Genomic DNA, 15,102 nt, shown 5'->3' on the forward strand with positions numbered 1-15,102 from the left:
ACGCTACCGGCGGAGGTCGGCGGTCATCTCGGCCAGTTCGGTGAGGCGGTCGGGGAGGGTGCGGGGGTTTCCCGGGGCGTCGGGGCGGGCGTCCCAGGGGCGGGGGCCGGTCAGGGGGCGGTAGTTGACGCCGAGGGCGTCCAGGCGGGTGAGGTGGGGGTCGAGGCGGGTGGTGAAGTCCTCGAAGGTGGCCGGGCCCCAGACTGCTTCGGCGAAGGCGCACAGGCGGGGGTAGGCCATGTAGTCGACACGCCTGGCGGATTCCATGTGTTCGGTCCAGATGTTGGCCTGGCCGCCGAGGACGAGGTCGGAGTCGACGCCGGGGGTGAAGGCGTACACGTCGGCGAGGGTGAGCAGGGTGCCGACCGGGGTTGGTTCGAGGGGGTCGTCGGACTGGCGGTAGTCCAGATAGGTGGAGATGTCGGGACAGGCCACAACCTGGTGACCGGCCGCGACCGCCGCCGCAGTGGGGAACGGCCCGCGCCAAGCGGCGATCACCGCGTCGGGAGGGGCGCCACCGGCCAGGATCTCGTCCCAGCCGAAGACGCGACGGCCCCGGGTGGCGAGAAACAAAGCCATCTGGGCAGTGAAGCGGGGCTGGACCGTTGTGTCGCCGCCCCATTCCTCCACGGGGCACTCGTCGCCGCCGATGCCGATCAGGGGCGACGGGAAGATGTCGCAGAGGTGGTCCAGGACCGCGCGGCAGAAGTCGAGGGTTGCCGGCGTCATGTTGAGGACGTGCGACGAGATGCCCCAGGAGGTGCGGACCGGGCCTTCAAAACCATTGCCCAGCGAGGGGTACGCCGCGATGGCCGCCTGCATGTGACCGGGCATGTCCACCTCGGGAACCACGGTGACGTGGCGTGCGGCGGCGAAGGCGACGATTTCGCGCAGGTCGTCGGCGGTGTAGTAACCCCCGTGCGGCCGGCCGTCGAACAACGCGTGCCGGCGTGAGCCCAGCATCGTCGACGTGCGCCAGGAGCCCACGGTGGTCAGTCGTGGCCAGCCGGGAACCTCCACGCGCCAGCCCTGGTCGTCGGTCAGGTGCAGGTGCAGGACGTTGAGTTTGTGGAACGCGGCGAGGTCGATGAAGCGCAGCACGTCGGCGACCGGCATGTAGTGCCGTGCGACGTCGAGCATGACGCCGCGCCACTCGTAGCGTGGCGAGTCGACGATCCGGCCGCACGGCACCTCCCACGGCCCGGCAGCACCGGAGCGCAGCGCCGCCGCGGGCATCAGCTGCCGCAATGTCTGGGTTCCGTAGAAGATCCCCGAGGAGGAGCCGCCCGCGAGGTCGATGCCGGAAGGCGAGATGTCCAAAATGTACCCAGAGGGTGGCAACGACGGATCGAGTCGCTGGTCAAACGAGCCGTCGGAGAGAAGGACGTCGCCGGAGAGGGAGACCGAGACCGGGCGGGGGATCAATCCTTCACCGCCCCGCCGAGGCCGGACACCAGGCGGCGGCGTACCAGCAGGAAGAAGATCAGGACCGGCACGGTCATCAGGGTGGAGGCCGCCATGATGGCTCCCCAGTCGTTCTCGTCGGGTTTGAAGAAGACCAGCAGGGCCATCGGCAGGGTCTGCCGGTCGGTCGCGCTGATGATGAACGTACGCGCGAACAGGAAATCGTTCCACGCGTGGATGAACGAGAACACGCTGGTGGCGGCGAGCCCGGGCGCGATCAGCGGGAACAGGATGCGCCAGAGCACGGTGAGCCGGGACGCGCCGTCGAGCTGGGCGGCCTCGTCGAGTTCGTCCGGGACCGCCGCGACGAACCCGCGCAGCATCCAGATGGCGAACGGCAACGTGAACGCGGTGTGGACCAGCATCAGGGAGCCGAGGGTGTTGAGGGCGCCCAGGTCGCGTACCAGGAAGAAAAGCGGGATGGTCAGGGCCTCGACCGGGACCATCTGGGCGATCAGGAAGACCACCAGGATCGTGGTGCGGAAGCGGAAGTGGAACCGGGTCAGCGCGACCGCGGCGAGGAACGCGATCAGGCCGGAGATCAGCACCACGACCAGCGCGACGATCAGGCTGTTGAGCAGGTACCGGCCGAAGTCGTTGACGGCCAGGACCCGGCGGAACGCGTCGAGCGACGGCGACAGGGTCCAGGGGCGCTGGTGCAGGGACTGGATCTCGCCGGCCGGTTTGATCGCGGCGAGCACCATCCAGTAGATGGGGAAGATGACGACGGCGGCGATCAGGACCGCGAGGGCGTCCAGTACACGTCTCACAGCGGTTCTCCCGACCGGCGCAGCGTTCTGAGGTAGAGCACCGTCACGGCGAGCAGGATCAGCATCATGACGACGCCGATCGCGGAGCCGAGGCCGTACTCGCTGGACGCGAAGGCCTGCTGGTAGGCGTACACGTTGAGGGTGAGGTTCTGGCCGGCCAGACCGCCGCCGCGGGTCATCACGTAGATCTGGGTGAAGATCTTGAAGTCCCAGATGATCGACTGGATGACCACGACGGCGAGGACCGGTCGCAGCATCGGGACCATGATCTGCCAGAACGTACGCCAGGTGGACGCGCCGTCGAGCGCCGCCGCCTCGAGCACGGACCGGGAGATGGCCTCGATGCCGGCGTAGAGCGTGACCATCACGAACGGGAACGACGACCAGACGACCACGGCGCCGACCAGGGCGAACGCGGAGTAGCGGTCGTACATCCAGTTGAAGCCCTCCGTGCCGAGGAGCTGGTTGACGAAGCCGAGGTCGGTGTCGAACAGGAACATCCAGACCGTGGAGCCGCTGACCGCCGGGACGGCCCACGCCGCCATGGCGGCCAGCGACAGCAGTAGCCGCGGCACCCGGCTGATCCGGGTGAGCAGCACCGCGAGGCCGGCGCCGACGGCGAGGGTCGCCACGACGCAGGCCGCCGCGAAGCCGACCGTCGCCAGCAGCACCGACCAGAACTGCGGGTCGGTGAAGAGCTGGACGTAGTTGTCCAGGCCCACGAAGCGGGTCGGCTGCCCACCGCTGACCTGTGCCTGCCGGAAGTCGAGCACGGAGATGAGCCCGAGCTGGTACATCGGGTAGAGGAACAGCCCGCCGAGCACGACCGCCGCGGGCAGCAGCAGCCAGAGCGGTGTGAAGCGTTGCCTCACTTCGTGAGGGCCGCGTCGACCTGCTTGGCCGCCTCGTCGGTGGCCTGCTCGACGGTGGACTTGCCGGTGGCGACCTTCTCGATCATCGTGGGCAGCACGGCGGAGGCGTCGATCTTGCCCCAGCCCGGGTCGAGCGGGACGAACTTCGTGCCGTTCGAGATGGTGGTGATGAAGGGCTCGACGAACTTGTCCTTCGCGGCGACCACGGCGCTCGCTGACTTCAGTGTCGGCAGGTTGCCCATGGCGTCGTACATCTCGGACTGGTATTTCTTGCCCGCGAGCAGGGTGAGGAAGTCCGCGGCGAGAGCGGGTCGCTGGCTGTTCTTCATGATGCCCAGGTTGTTGCCGCCTGCGAACGCGGGTGCGATGGAGCCGGGCTTGCTGCCGGGCAGCGGGACGACGGCGTACTTGCCCTTGGCCGCACCGGCGTCGACGGCCGCGCGGTTGAAGTTGCCCAGGATGCCCATCGCGGCTTTGCCGCTCGCAAACAGATCAACGGTCTTTCCGCCGGTCAGGTCCGCGCACTGCTGCGGCGGGCAGTTGTCGTCGGCGATCAGATCCGTGTACGCCTTGAGCCCCGCCCGCGACTGCGCGGAGTTCAGCGACGTGATGTCCCCGCCGGCGTCCCACACGAACGGCATGGCGGCATACGTGTACTTGCCGCCGACCGCCACCCCGAACAGCTCCGGCTTCTTCGCCCGCACCGTGCGCGCCGCCGTGGTCAGCTCCGCGATGCTGGTCGGCACCTTGAGCCCGAGCTCCTGGAAGATGTCGGTGCGGTAGTAGAGCGCGCGCACGCCGACGTACCAGGGGACACCGAGCAGAGTGCCCTCGTAGGTCGCGCTGGATTTCGCGTCGGGGCTGAGATCCGCGCCCTCGGACCACGCGGTGACGGCCGGGCCGACGTCGGCGAGCCCGCCCGCGGCGGCGTACTCCGGGAGATCGGTGTTGCCGTATTCGACGACGTCGGGGGCGCTGGCCGGGTCGTTGAACGCGCCCTTGAAGCGTTCGCTGCGCGTGTCGACCGCGATGTACGCGATGTCGACCTTGGTGCCCTGGTGGGCCGCGGTGAACTCGGCGACCGCCTCGTTGACGACCTTCTCCTTGGGGGCCCGGTTCGGCTCGTCGAAGAGCCAGACCTTGAGCGTGCCGGTGCGCGCACCACCGTCGGACGGCGCGGCGCCGGGTGTGGACGTCGAGGGGGCGCACGCGGTCAGCGTGAGGGCGAGGGCGGCGGCCGTCGCCAGGCGCAGCTTCATGGGGGCACTCCAGACGAACTATGTTCGTAAGTGGTTCGTTGCTTGGGTGCCCCTCAGAGTGCGGCTGCGGCCTCCGCCCGTCAACCCTTCAGCATCGTTAAATCTGGATATCAGAAGTACGTATGCAGGACATCTACGACCACATCGGAATCGTCGGCGACGGGGATGAAGCGCCACTTGTCGAACGCCGTGCACGGGTGTGACAGGCCGAAACGCACCAGGTCACCGACGTTCAGCGAGTCGCTGCGTACATAGGTGTGGTGGTCGTTCATCTTGAGCACCTCACCGGCCGTGGTCGTGGGCAGGCCCTCGTCGAACGGCGCGTCGCGTTTGCCCATGCCGACGATCGCGAGCCCCGGCTCCGGAGTGGACAGCACCTGCGCGTAGATCTCGAGCGCCGCGGTCAGCGAGCCCTCGGCGGCGACCCGGTTGAACGGCGTACGTTCCTGGTAGAAGCCCTCGTCGTGGGTGACCGACGCACCACTGCGCAACACCGTCCGCAGGGTGTGCCCCTCGATCTCGAGCCCCTCGAAGGCCTTGATCACGCGGTCGAACCAGGCGCTGCCACCTGCGGAGAGGATGACTTCGGCGGGCAACAGGTCGGCAATGGCCCGCAACGCCTCGACCTGAGTGGCCAGGAACTCGTCGACCTCGGCCACCGTCTTCAGCGCGCCCTCGTAGGCGGTCACCCCGACGACATTCGCACCTGCCCTGGCGACCTTCACCACCTCTTCGACGGTACGGCAGCCCGTGCGCCCGCCGTGATGACCGAGCTCGACCAGGACCTTCAGCCCGCCGGCCGCCGCGATGCGGTCGACCCCGGCCACCGAGTCGACCTGCACGAACACGTCCCAGCCCGCCTTCGACTCCTGCGACAGCCAGCGCAGCGCGGTCGGGTCGAGCACCTCGTTGGCAATGATCACTCTGGGTACGCCGAGGCGGCGCAGCACCAGCGCCTGGCTCGCGGTCGCCGCGGTCTGCGCCCACGCACCCGCGTTGAGCTGGGCTTCGAGCAGGCTCGGCGCCATCGACGTCTTGGCGTGCGGGGCGAACGAGAAGCCGTGCCGCTGGGCGTAGGCGGCCATCGTCGCGATGTTCGCGCGCACGGCGGAGTCCCGGACGACCAGGAGCGGCCAGGTGAACGTACCGTCGAAGAGGTTGTGCCTTGCCGCGGCGAACTCACTCGCCTTGACCTGGCCTTCCGGCAGCCAGAAGCCCTTGGTGCGCCAGTCGATGATTTCGTCGGGGATCATCTTCGCTCTCTCCTAGGGTTGACCGTGGTGGGGACTTCGCGCATTGTGTGGAAGCTACTACGAACCACTTACGAACGTTGGGAGCGTTGATGGTGATCGGCCTGGTGTGCCATGCCGGCCATCGTGCCCGGTTCGCCGAGGCCGCGCGCACCCTCACCGGCGTGACGTTCGCGTGGGCGATCTACGAGCGCGAGGACGAGATCCGCGAGCGGGTGGCGGCTCTGCTGCGCGACCAGACCCTGGACGGGCTCCTGCTGGGCCTGGTTCCGTACGCCCGGAGCCGCGACCTGCTCCCGCCCGCCCTGCCCGTCACGGTGACCCGCTCGGCGGCGCTCGACCTGGCCCTCGCCTGGTCGCGGGCGCGCGGCAACGGCTGGCCCGCCACCCCGGTCAGCATCGACACGTTCACCCAGGAGACCGTCGACGAGGTCGCCACCGCGCTCGACCTGGACCGGTCGCTGATCGCCTGCCAGCCGTTCGACCCGGCGCAGTCGATCGCCGACGTCGTCGCGTTCCACCGGGACCGCGTGGCCGCCACCGGGGCGTCCTATGTGATCAGTGTGCGCACGGGGGTGGCCGCGGCGCTGGACGGGCAGGTGGCTGTCCTGAACGCGCTGGCGACGCCGGGGACCATCCGGGCGGACCTGCACGAGCTGGCTCTGCGCGTACGCAACAAGAAGGCCGACGGTCAGCGCTTCGCCGCCGGTGTCTTTCTGGTCGCCTCCCCGCAGGAGAGTCCCGACCTGGACCGGGCGCGGGTGGGTCTGCAGCATCTGCTCATGAACACGCCCGAGTTCGCCGACGCGTGGATAGACAACCGGGGCCGCCGGGGAGTCGTCGTGTTCGCCCACGCGGCCCTGTTCGAGACGATCACCCACCAATGGGTCGGCCTGCCCGTCCTCGCCGAGATCCGGGACTCCCTCGGCATCCGGGCGGTGGCCGGTTTCGGCATCGGGGATTCCGCCCGGGTCTGCGTCGCCCTCGCCGAGCGGGCCGCCGCGCGCGCCGAGCAGGACGCTGATCCGGGCGCGTACCTCATCTCCGACAACGGCATGATGATCGGCCCGATGGGTGCCTCGGGGGTGCCGCTCACCTACACCTACCGCGAGCACGGCGGCATCGAGGCACTCGCCGCCCGGGTCGGGCTGAGCCCGGCCACCCTGTCCCGGCTCGCGGCGATCGAGCGCAGTCTCGGCGGACGCCCGGTCTCACCCGGCGACCTCGCCCGTTCGCTGGGCATCACCGACCCGAGCGGACGCCGGCTGATCCGCAAGCTCAGCGGGTCGGGGCTGGCGGTCGACGACGGCAGCTCGCAGGTACACCGCAAGGGCCGCCCGACCCGGCTCTACCGCCTCGCCATCACCGCAGCCCTGGATCCGGCCTGATGATCTACGACCTGGTTCTGCGGAGTGCGACGGTTCACGGTCACGGTGTCACCGATCTTGCCGTCCATAACGGACATATTGCCGCGATTGGCCCCGGCCTGTCCGGCCGTGTTTGGTCAGATCTGTCCGGCCTGGTGATCACGCCCGGCCTGGTCGACCTGCATACCCACGTCGGGCCCGGCTACTGGGGGATCGACCCCGACCCCATCGCCTGGCACACCGGCGTCACCACCTGGGTCGACGCCGGATCCGCCGGGGCGTACACCCTCTCCGGGCTGCGCCGGGTCGCCGACGCCGCGGCCGTCCGGGTGCCCGCGCTGCTCAACATCTCCGCCGTCGGGCTCGCCGGGCGGACGGGGGAGAGCCGCGACCTCGCCAACTGCGACGTCGCGCTGGCCATCGACACGATCCAGGCCAACCGCGACCTGATCCGTGGCGTGAAGGTGCGCATCGACCGCGAAACCGTCGGCGACAACGGCGTCGAACCTCTGCGCCGGGGCCTGGCCGCCGCGTCGGCCTGCGACGTGCCGGTCATGGTCCACATCGGTGCCGCCCCGCCGGCTGTGTCCTCGGTTCTGGAGCTGCTGCGGCCTGGCGACATCGTGACGCATTGCGCTTCCGGCATCGCCGCGCCGCTCGGGGATGCCGCGTCCGAGGCTTACGAGCGCGGGGTGCTGTTCGATATCGGTCACGGCTCGGGCGGGTTCGCGTTCGACGTTGCCGAGGGGCAGCTGGGGGCGGGGCTCCGGGCGTACACGATCTCGACCGATCTTCACGCACGCTCGCTGCACGGCCCGGTCTTTGACCTGCCCACCACGCTCATGAAGCTCGTCGCCATCGGCCTGCCCCTGCCTGACGCGATCGACGCGGCCACCGTGCACCCGGCTCGCGCCCTCGGGCTGCCCGGCGGCGTCATCGAGGTCGGCGCCCCCGCGGACCTCGCGGTCTTCCGCGTGGAGGAGGGCTCGTTCGAGGTTGTCGACGCCCACCGTCAGGTCCGCCACGCCCCGCTCCGGCTGATCAACAAGGCCACCTACGTCGGTGGCACCCTGCTGCCGCCGCGCCTGCCGGCTCCGCCACCGTCGTGGATCCCGCTCACCGAAGCCCAGCGGGCCGCCCTGACCCGCCGCGACAATGACATCCGCACCCTGCTCTCAGCCCCTCTGGTGGGCGCCGAGGACCTGGCCGAACAATTCCCGAGGAGCTCCTGATGCCGAAACGCGCCATCATCACCGACAAGGCCGCCCCCGCCGGCGGCCCCTACTCCCACGCCGTCATCGCCGGCGACACCATCTACCTGGCCGGCGCGATCCCCGCCCTCCCCGACGGCACCCGCGTCACCGGCTCCTTCGCCGAGCAGGCCCACGCGGCGTTCAAGAACCTGGCCGCAACCGCCGAGGCCGCAGGCGCCAGCCTCGACGACGCCGTCCGCATCGGCGTCTACCTGCGCGACTTCGCCGACTTCCCCGAACTCAACAAGATCTACCCCGAATACATCAAGGGCGACAATCTCCCGGTACGCACCACGCTGCCGGTCGCCCTGGTCGGCTTCGACATCGAAATCGACGCCGTCCTCTACACGGGCGCCTGATTCACCAACCGCGCGATCCACAGCAGATCACGACAGAAGTGAGCCAGGTCCGGTTCCTGGCCGATGCGCCCCTGTACCTTCCGCAGCGCATCGGCCAGCACCCGGCGCTGCACATCCGCCGCCGCGTTTGCTCGTAAGCAGCGGGCCAGGGCGGCGTCGAGCTCCCGCAGGTCCGGATCGCTGAACGCTCCCGCCCGCTCGCGGCCCATCTCCCGCTCCCAGAAGGTCAGCGAATACAGCTCGGCCCGCAGCTCCGCACCGAACCACACCGGCGGCCGCCCGTTCGGATTCAACTCCCCGGGTCGGGGCGCCCGCTGCCCGAGCCGCTTCTCCACCCGCCGCCGTTCGCTGTATCGCCGAACCTCGCCCTGCCACCCGGCCCGGCTGGCCGACAGCACCTCGAGCGCCCGGAGCAGTGCGGCCTCATCCCGCTGATACGTCCCGGCCAGCTCCTCCAGAAATTCCAGCGACGCATGGAATCCGATCGGATGGTAGATCTACACACACGACCGCAATGCCGAAACCCGATGCTTGAACGGCAGGCCCGGATCCCGCACATGCCTGGCGTACGCGCTGAAACTCACGATCAGGACCGCACATCAGCCTCAGGATCAGCAGCCGGATCAGGCTCCACCAGCAACCGCGCGTAGTTCGCCATCGACCGCTGATACCGCGGCAGATGCGGAGCCAACGCCGCGACAGCGATCGACACGGCCTCCCGCTCCCGCCCCGCATCGGTCAGCACCAACGCCAGCACCGCGGCCACCGCATCGGAGAGCTCATCAGCGGGCAGCGCCCGCTCCGCCTCCAGAAGGGCGATACTCCGCTGCAGGTCACCGACGTTCCGCAGCGAACTGGCCAACTGAATCGAAGCCCGCCGCCGCCGGTATCCGGTCAACCCCAGCTCGATCGCCTGCGTATAGAGCGGAACCGCGAGATCACTGTGCCCGGTCGAGTCGAGCGAACAAGCCCGCTCGAACAACCCCACCGGATGCTCCGGATCGAGCTCCTTCACCAGCTCCTCGATCAGCATGAGGAACTCCGCCTCCGACCGCTCATCGATCGAGGCCCAGGCCGCGGTCACCCGCTCTTCCCATTCCGTAGTGATCATCCCCCCACCCTCCCACGCCACGCGGGGTGACGCCTGCGAGTAACGGGCCGCCGGAAAGCGAGCATCACCCGTGAGTGGGGTTCGGGTTGACGGTCGCCGGTGGTTGCTGGTCGGATGGCGGGAGCGTCGCAGTGCGCCCGGTTCGGAGGCCGCCGTGGGCATGGAGGCGTGGGGCCAAGGGGATTTCCTTGGAGACATCAGGGGAGTACGCGCGCTTTCTCGCGTACGGGAATCAGCTTGTGGAAGTGCATCTCAGCTTGCGTGAAATGCTTGCGGATCTGCGCGACGGGGTGGTGCCCGACGATGAGCTCGCGGTGTTCTGCCTTTCCTTCTGCACCGCGGTGACCAGGCATCATGTGGGTGAGGACCGGGAGGTTTTCCCGGTGCTGGCTGCCCGGCATCCCGAGTTGCGCTCCTTTTTGGACGCTCTGCAGCGCGACCATGTGGTGATCGCTTCCATTCTCGGGCGGTTGAACGACCTGGTGGGGGATTCCGTAAAGCTGGGGCAGGAGCTGGATGGGCTTGCCGCGGTGCTGGAGACGCACTTCATCGGGGAGGAGAAACGGTTGGCGGGGGTGCTCAATGCCCTGGACCCTTCCGTGGGATTGACCCCTCTCACCGAGGCCGTAGAGTTTCGGTAGCACTCAGTGCGGTGAATGTCGCTTTGCGTTACTTGGATGGTGGGCGTTGGGCGCTGATCTGCGGGACAGGATCGGGAAACGGCATCGGGAGCTGGTCTCCCGGCATGAGCTTCTGGGGCAGGGGAACGGTGATGAGGGGCGGGTGTTCGACGCCACCAACGAGCTGATGGTCGTGCTGGACGAGGCCGCTTCCCGGGCGGCCCGGTTCCGGCGGCTGGCCGCGCTCATCCTGGTGCTGCTCGCCCTGGTCGTCGCGGGGCTGGTCGTCGTGCGGCTGCTGGCGTCGCCGGGGTTGATCGCCGCGGTGGTCATCCTCGCTGCCGCCGTCGGACTGTGGCTCACGGCTATGCCCAAAAGAAAGCGGAGGGGTCGATGACCAGCAGTACTGACACCCCGGCCGACCTGATCCGGGTGAGTGACGCCCTGCGCAACGAGTTCCAGCGCAAGATGAACACGATGCGCCGCCAGCTCGATCAGGAGCACAAGCAGGCCGCCGAGACCGCCGAGACCCGCTACCAGGATCTGGTCGGCCGGGTCGACGCGCGGGATGCCCAGCTGGCCCAGATCGTCGACGCGTACGACGAGATCCGCCGGCAGACCGATGGTGAGTTGCGGGGTGCGCGGCAGGCCATCGCCAGGCTGGCGGGTGAGGTTCATCTGCTGGAGGGGCGGCTGCGGCTGGAGCAGGGGGTGCAGCCCGTCGACCTGGACGTCGTTCCGGACGAGCTGACCCGGCTCGTCGCCCAGGTGCGGGCCGCCGAGCAGCTCAGGGCCGCGATGCTGGACGACGCGGGGCGGGGCGGGCTCGAGGCCGTGCTGACGGCGTACACGCAGGGGGAGCGGCGGGCGGCGGAGAGCCGGGCGCGCGCGTTCGAGGCCAGTCGCCTGCTTGCCGGCGCGACGGTCAGGAGTCGTGCCTTCCGGAAGGCGGCGGCCGCGTACAGGCTCCACTGGGGACAGTTTCGTGCCACCGAGCGGGAGCTGGCCGCGAAGGCCGACGACCTCGAGCGGGCCGAGGTGGCGCTGCGGCGCGACGCCGAGTTGCACGAGGCCTACCGGGTGCAGCGCGGCGGTGATGTTGTCGCCGACCTCAGCGCGCACCTGCGGCGGCGGGTGGACATCGCGGTGGAGACGCACGCGCTGTTCCCTGCCTGGTTCACGATCACCGAGCTGGGACACCGGCCGAGCGCCGGGCACTCCGGCGAGTGGCGGGAGACGGCGACACAGGTGCTGCTCTACCGGATCACGTACGAGATCACGCACGGAGTGCTGGCTCTCGGCGAAGCGCCTGCGGAGGGTTATCAGGCCGGGCGTCACGCGGAGGTGCTGGCCGCACTGCGACGATTGGACGAATGAGAGCCGATTTCGAGTGGGGGCCGGCCGGTGCCCGGCTGCTGGCGCCGCGGGCGAGCATCGTCGCGGTGGTCGATGTGTTGTCGTTCACCACGGCGCTGACCGTCGCGGTCGAGCGGGGGATCGCCGTGCGGCCCTATCCCTGGCGGGATGCCGGTGCCGAGGAGTTCGCGCGGGAGCATGACGCGACCCTGGCGGTGGGCCGCAAGGAACCTGGGGTGGTCAGTCTCTCGCCGGCGACCATCATGGGCAGCTCGGGGATCGAGCGGCTGGTGCTGCCCTCCCCGAACGGCGCGACGATCTCGGCGCAGCTGGCGGAGAGTGACGCGACGATCATCGGGGTCTCGCTGCGTAACGCGCCTGCGGCTGCGCGGTGGAGTTGCGAGCGGCTGCGGGAGGGCCAGAGCATCGCGGTGATCGCTTCCGGCGAACGATGGCCGGACGGGTCGTTGCGCCCGGCGGTCGAGGACCTGTGGGGTGCGGGGTCCTTCCTGCATCATCTGGTACGCGGGGGAGCGCTCGAGTTGTCCCCGGAAGCGGAGGCCGCGCTGGCCGCGTACGACAGGGCCGAACCGGGCCTGACCACCGCCATGCGTGCCTGCAGAGGCGGCATCGAGCTGCGGGAATACGGTTTTCCCGAGGACGTCGAAGTCGCCGCGCAGGCCGGTGTCGCCGACGTGGTCCCGGTCCTGACCGACGGCTGGTACGTGGCGGATTCAGTAGCCCAAGTGCTCTGATCTGGAGGATTGCGACACGCGAGGCGACTTGGCTGGTGCCCGCTCCGCCGGTCGGGGATGGTGAGGCGGTCACACACAGTCAGGAGAAATGCCATGCGTAAGTGGTGGCCGCTCATCACGGTCTGCCTCGGCACCTTCATGCTGCTCATCGACGTCACCATCGTGAACGTCGCTCTGCCGCAGATGGCGCTGGACCTGCACACGTCGTTCACGGCCCTGCAATGGGTCGTCGACGGCTACGCCCTGTCACTGGCGGTGCTGCTGCTCGGTGCCGGGGCGCTCGGGGACCTCTCCGGGCACCGGCGGCTCTACATCGGCGGGCTGGTCGTCTTCGCGCTGGCCTCGCTCGCCTGCGGGCTGTCCACCGGCCCCGAGACGCTGATCGCCGCCCGGGTCGTGCAGGGCATCGGCGCCGCAGCCATGTTCACCACGACGTTCGCGCTGCTCAACGGGGCTTATCAGGGGCGGGAGCGCGGGGTCGCGTACGGCGTCTGGGGCGGCGTCTCCGGTGCTGCCGCCGCCGTCGGCCCGATCCTGGGCGGGCTGCTCACCGAGGGGCTCAACTGGCGCTGGATCTTCCTCGTCAACCTGCCGCTGAGCATCGCCGCGGTGGTGCTGTCGCTGACCGTGCTCAAGCCCGATCACGGTGAGCGCCGGGGCCGTTTCGACGTGCCCGGGACCATCACGTTCACCGTTGCCGCCACCGCGCTGACGCTCGCTGTCATCAGGGCGAACGACGAGGGGTGGACGGCGTTCCCGACGTGGGGGCTGCTCGTGCTGAGCGGGCTCGCGCTGATCGCTTTCGTGCTGGTCGAGCGGCGGTCGGCGTACCCCATGCTGGATCTCGCTCTGCTGCGCAACCGCTCGCTGGCCGGCATCCTGATCGCGGCGCTGCTGGTCAACGTGGCCGCGTTCGCAGCCTTCACCTACACCTCGATCTGGCTGCAGTCGCTCACCGGGCTGTCACCGATCCAGGCCGGGCTGACCGGGCTGCCGATGTCGCTGGTCTCGGTCGTGGTGTCGGGCATCGTCGGGTCGAAGCTGCACGGCCGTTCGCCGCGGCTGATCATCGGCGGCGGCATGCTGCTGATCGGTGCGGGGTCGGCGCTGTGCGCGCTGCTGCTCGGCCCGGACTCGAGCTGGCCGGCTCTGATCGCCGGCTACGCGGTCATCGGCATGGGCGTCGGCCTGGTCATGCCCACCCTGGCCGACTCGGCGATGGCCGCCGTGCCCCGGGAGCGCAGCGGCATGGCGGCCGGGGCGATCACGACCGCGCGGCAGCTGGGCTTCGCGATCGGCATCGCGGTGCTGGGCACGGTCTTCGCGTCCCGCACCCAGGATCACCTCGCCGACAAGGGTGTCGCCGATCCGGCCGGGACCGCGCACGGGCTCGCCGCCGGGCAGGCCGGCAAGATCCTCGCGGCTGTCCCGGACGCCGGCCGGTCCGCGGTCGACGCCGTCCTGCGTGCCGCGGCGGTCGCCGGTCTCGACGCGGGCTTCCTGGTCGCGGCGGTCGCGGGCATCATCGGCGGCATCGCCGTCCTGGTGCTCGTCCCTTCCCCGTCACGCGAGCGGGCCGCGGAGAATCCCGTTGTCGACGAGCGAGACAGCCTGCTTGACGCGCGTTAACACCGGGACCGTCTCGCAGTTGCGCACCTCGGGGATCGCGGCGACCTCCGTGGTCAGGTAGTCGTACAGCGCGGCGGCGTCGGTGCTCAGCGCGACCGCGACGATGTTCGCCGAGCCGGTCACCGCGGCGGCCCAGGCCAGCTGCTGGTGATCGGCGAGGCGGGCGCCGACGCTCGCGAGGTCGGCGGGTGCCACGGTGAACCACAGATGGGCCACGGCGTGGAAACCGAGCGCCGTGGCCGAGGTGTCGACGTCGAAGCGGAGGAACCCGGCGGCGGTCAGGGCGTTCAGGCGTGAGGCGGCCCGGCGCTGGGTCCAGCCGGTGGCGTCGGCCAGGGCGGCGAAGCTGGCCCGGCCGTCGTGCGCGAGGGCGTTGATGAGAGGCTGATCCTCTTGCGACATGTCCGTATTTATCGTGACCTCTTCCGTGGGCGTGATCAACTCGCGTCGCTGGTTGTCGTCGAGGCGGTCGTCCCCCGCGATCCAGTCGGCCTCACCCCGCCCGGCGAAGCGATGCAGGATCTGATGCGCGCTCACGGACAGCACATTGGCGGCCCGGGGCAGATGATGCAGCAACCCCTGCTGCCCGGCCACTGCCGCGATGCTGGTGGTCAGCTCCGCGCCGCCTGCCCCGACCATCACCCAGCTGGTGTCGGGCCGCCGGGCCAGGGCCTCGGCCGTCGGCATGGCGGTGCCGGGGCGGCAGGTCAGCCGCACCATCCAGGTCGCGGCGCCGGGCAGGCGGGCGTGATCGACGGCGCCGAAGACCCGAGCGATCCCCAGCGTGCGCATCCGCTGGTAGCGCCGCGCCGCTGTCTGCTCCGAGACGCCGAGCACGGCACCGAGGCGGGCGAACGGCACTCGCGGGGCGAGCTGCAACCCATGGAGGATCTGCCGATCCAGCCGATCAAACGTGGCGGATTCGGACGTCATTCGCGCTGGCACGGTCGGATTCTAATCGCTGCTGGCCCTTTGAGTCGCGGGTGAGGCGCACCTGACAGAATGACCGATGCGTCCTGTGTCCCTGATTGAGGAGA

16 protein-coding genes are annotated in these 15,102 nt (G+C 69.7%); 8 read left to right on the plus strand and 8 right to left on the minus strand.

Annotated features, from left to right (window positions below):
* Nucleotides 1-3: 3 nt before the first annotated feature.
* The 5 genes from Aco04nite_RS00685 to Aco04nite_RS00705 all read right to left on the minus strand — a co-directional run bounded on the left by Aco04nite_RS00685 (nt 4) and on the right by Aco04nite_RS00705 (nt 5,618).
* A complete protein-coding gene (locus Aco04nite_RS00685) occupies nt 4-1,425 on the minus strand; it encodes a beta-N-acetylhexosaminidase (protein ID WP_212995247.1) in 1,422 nt (473 codons plus the stop codon).
* A complete protein-coding gene (locus tag Aco04nite_RS00690; protein WP_212995248.1) occupies nt 1,422-2,234 on the minus strand; it encodes a carbohydrate ABC transporter permease in 813 nt (270 codons plus the stop codon). The genes Aco04nite_RS00685 and Aco04nite_RS00690 overlap by 4 nt, the downstream gene beginning before the upstream one ends.
* Nucleotides 2,231-3,106, minus strand: coding sequence for a carbohydrate ABC transporter permease (locus tag Aco04nite_RS00695; protein ID WP_244875641.1), 876 nt, complete (start codon nt 3,104-3,106; stop codon nt 2,231-2,233). The genes Aco04nite_RS00690 and Aco04nite_RS00695 overlap by 4 nt, the downstream gene beginning before the upstream one ends.
* Nucleotides 3,103-4,365 carry an extracellular solute-binding protein gene (locus Aco04nite_RS00700; RefSeq protein ID WP_212995249.1) on the minus strand — a complete coding sequence of 421 codons (1,263 nt, stop codon included), beginning with the start codon at nt 4,363-4,365 and terminating at the stop codon, nt 3,103-3,105. Before Aco04nite_RS00700 ends, Aco04nite_RS00695 begins: the two co-directional genes overlap by 4 nt.
* Before the next feature lie 110 nt (nt 4,366-4,475).
* Nucleotides 4,476-5,618, minus strand: coding sequence for an alanine racemase (locus Aco04nite_RS00705; RefSeq protein WP_212995250.1), 1,143 nt, complete (start codon nt 5,616-5,618; stop codon nt 4,476-4,478).
* A gap of 89 nt (nt 5,619-5,707) precedes the next feature.
* Between Aco04nite_RS00705 and Aco04nite_RS00710 the strand changes: the two genes are divergently transcribed.
* The 3 genes from Aco04nite_RS00710 (at nt 5,708) to Aco04nite_RS00720 (ending at nt 8,594) form a co-directional block, all read left to right on the plus strand.
* Nucleotides 5,708-7,003 (plus strand): transcriptional regulator, encoded by a 1,296-nt coding sequence (locus Aco04nite_RS00710; protein ID WP_212995251.1) that lies wholly within the window; start codon nt 5,708-5,710, stop codon nt 7,001-7,003.
* A 134-nt stretch (nt 7,004-7,137) separates the two neighbouring features.
* Nucleotides 7,138-8,214, plus strand: a complete 1,077-nt coding sequence (locus Aco04nite_RS00715) for an amidohydrolase/deacetylase family metallohydrolase (RefSeq protein WP_244875642.1) — start codon at nt 7,138-7,140, stop codon at nt 8,212-8,214.
* Nucleotides 8,214-8,594 (plus strand): RidA family protein, encoded by a 381-nt coding sequence (locus Aco04nite_RS00720; RefSeq protein ID WP_212995253.1) that lies wholly within the window; start codon nt 8,214-8,216, stop codon nt 8,592-8,594. The genes Aco04nite_RS00715 and Aco04nite_RS00720 overlap by 1 nt, the downstream gene beginning before the upstream one ends.
* Here Aco04nite_RS00720 and Aco04nite_RS00725 read toward each other — a convergent pair.
* Nucleotides 8,579-8,929: a hypothetical protein gene (locus tag Aco04nite_RS00725; RefSeq protein WP_212995254.1), complete on the minus strand. Its 351-nt coding sequence runs from the start codon at nt 8,927-8,929 to the stop codon at nt 8,579-8,581. The genes Aco04nite_RS00720 and Aco04nite_RS00725 overlap by 16 nt on opposite strands.
* A 251-nt stretch (nt 8,930-9,180) precedes the next feature.
* Nucleotides 9,181-9,705 (minus strand): tetratricopeptide repeat protein, encoded by a 525-nt coding sequence (locus tag Aco04nite_RS00730; RefSeq protein ID WP_212995255.1) that lies wholly within the window; start codon nt 9,703-9,705, stop codon nt 9,181-9,183.
* Between the two features lie 239 nt (nt 9,706-9,944).
* On the opposite strand from Aco04nite_RS00730, the gene Aco04nite_RS00735 reads away from it, so the two are divergent.
* The 5 genes from Aco04nite_RS00735 to Aco04nite_RS00755 all read left to right on the plus strand — a co-directional run bounded on the left by Aco04nite_RS00735 (nt 9,945) and on the right by Aco04nite_RS00755 (nt 14,065).
* Complete coding sequence (locus tag Aco04nite_RS00735) at nt 9,945-10,346, plus strand: hemerythrin domain-containing protein (RefSeq protein ID WP_244875643.1); 402 nt, start codon at nt 9,945-9,947, stop codon at nt 10,344-10,346.
* Between the two features lie 46 nt (nt 10,347-10,392).
* Nucleotides 10,393-10,722: a hypothetical protein gene (locus Aco04nite_RS00740; protein WP_212995256.1), complete on the plus strand. Its 330-nt coding sequence runs from the start codon at nt 10,393-10,395 to the stop codon at nt 10,720-10,722.
* Complete coding sequence (locus Aco04nite_RS00745) at nt 10,719-11,702, plus strand: hypothetical protein (protein WP_212995257.1); 984 nt, start codon at nt 10,719-10,721, stop codon at nt 11,700-11,702. The genes Aco04nite_RS00740 and Aco04nite_RS00745 overlap by 4 nt, the downstream gene beginning before the upstream one ends.
* A complete protein-coding gene (locus Aco04nite_RS00750; RefSeq protein WP_212995258.1) occupies nt 11,699-12,436 on the plus strand; it encodes a 2-phosphosulfolactate phosphatase in 738 nt (245 codons plus the stop codon). Before Aco04nite_RS00745 ends, Aco04nite_RS00750 begins: the two co-directional genes overlap by 4 nt.
* A gap of 93 nt (nt 12,437-12,529) precedes the next feature.
* Nucleotides 12,530-14,065, plus strand: a complete 1,536-nt coding sequence (locus Aco04nite_RS00755) for an MFS transporter (protein WP_212995259.1) — start codon at nt 12,530-12,532, stop codon at nt 14,063-14,065.
* Here Aco04nite_RS00755 and Aco04nite_RS00760 read toward each other — a convergent pair.
* Nucleotides 14,000-15,010, minus strand: coding sequence for an Lrp/AsnC family transcriptional regulator (locus tag Aco04nite_RS00760; RefSeq protein WP_212995260.1), 1,011 nt, complete (start codon nt 15,008-15,010; stop codon nt 14,000-14,002). The two genes, Aco04nite_RS00755 and Aco04nite_RS00760, sit on opposite strands and share 66 nt — an antisense overlap.
* Nucleotides 15,011-15,102 lie beyond the last annotated feature (92 nt).

The organism is Winogradskya consettensis, assembly GCF_018332715.1.
Lineage (GTDB): Bacteria > Actinomycetota > Actinomycetes > Mycobacteriales > Micromonosporaceae > Actinoplanes > Actinoplanes consettensis.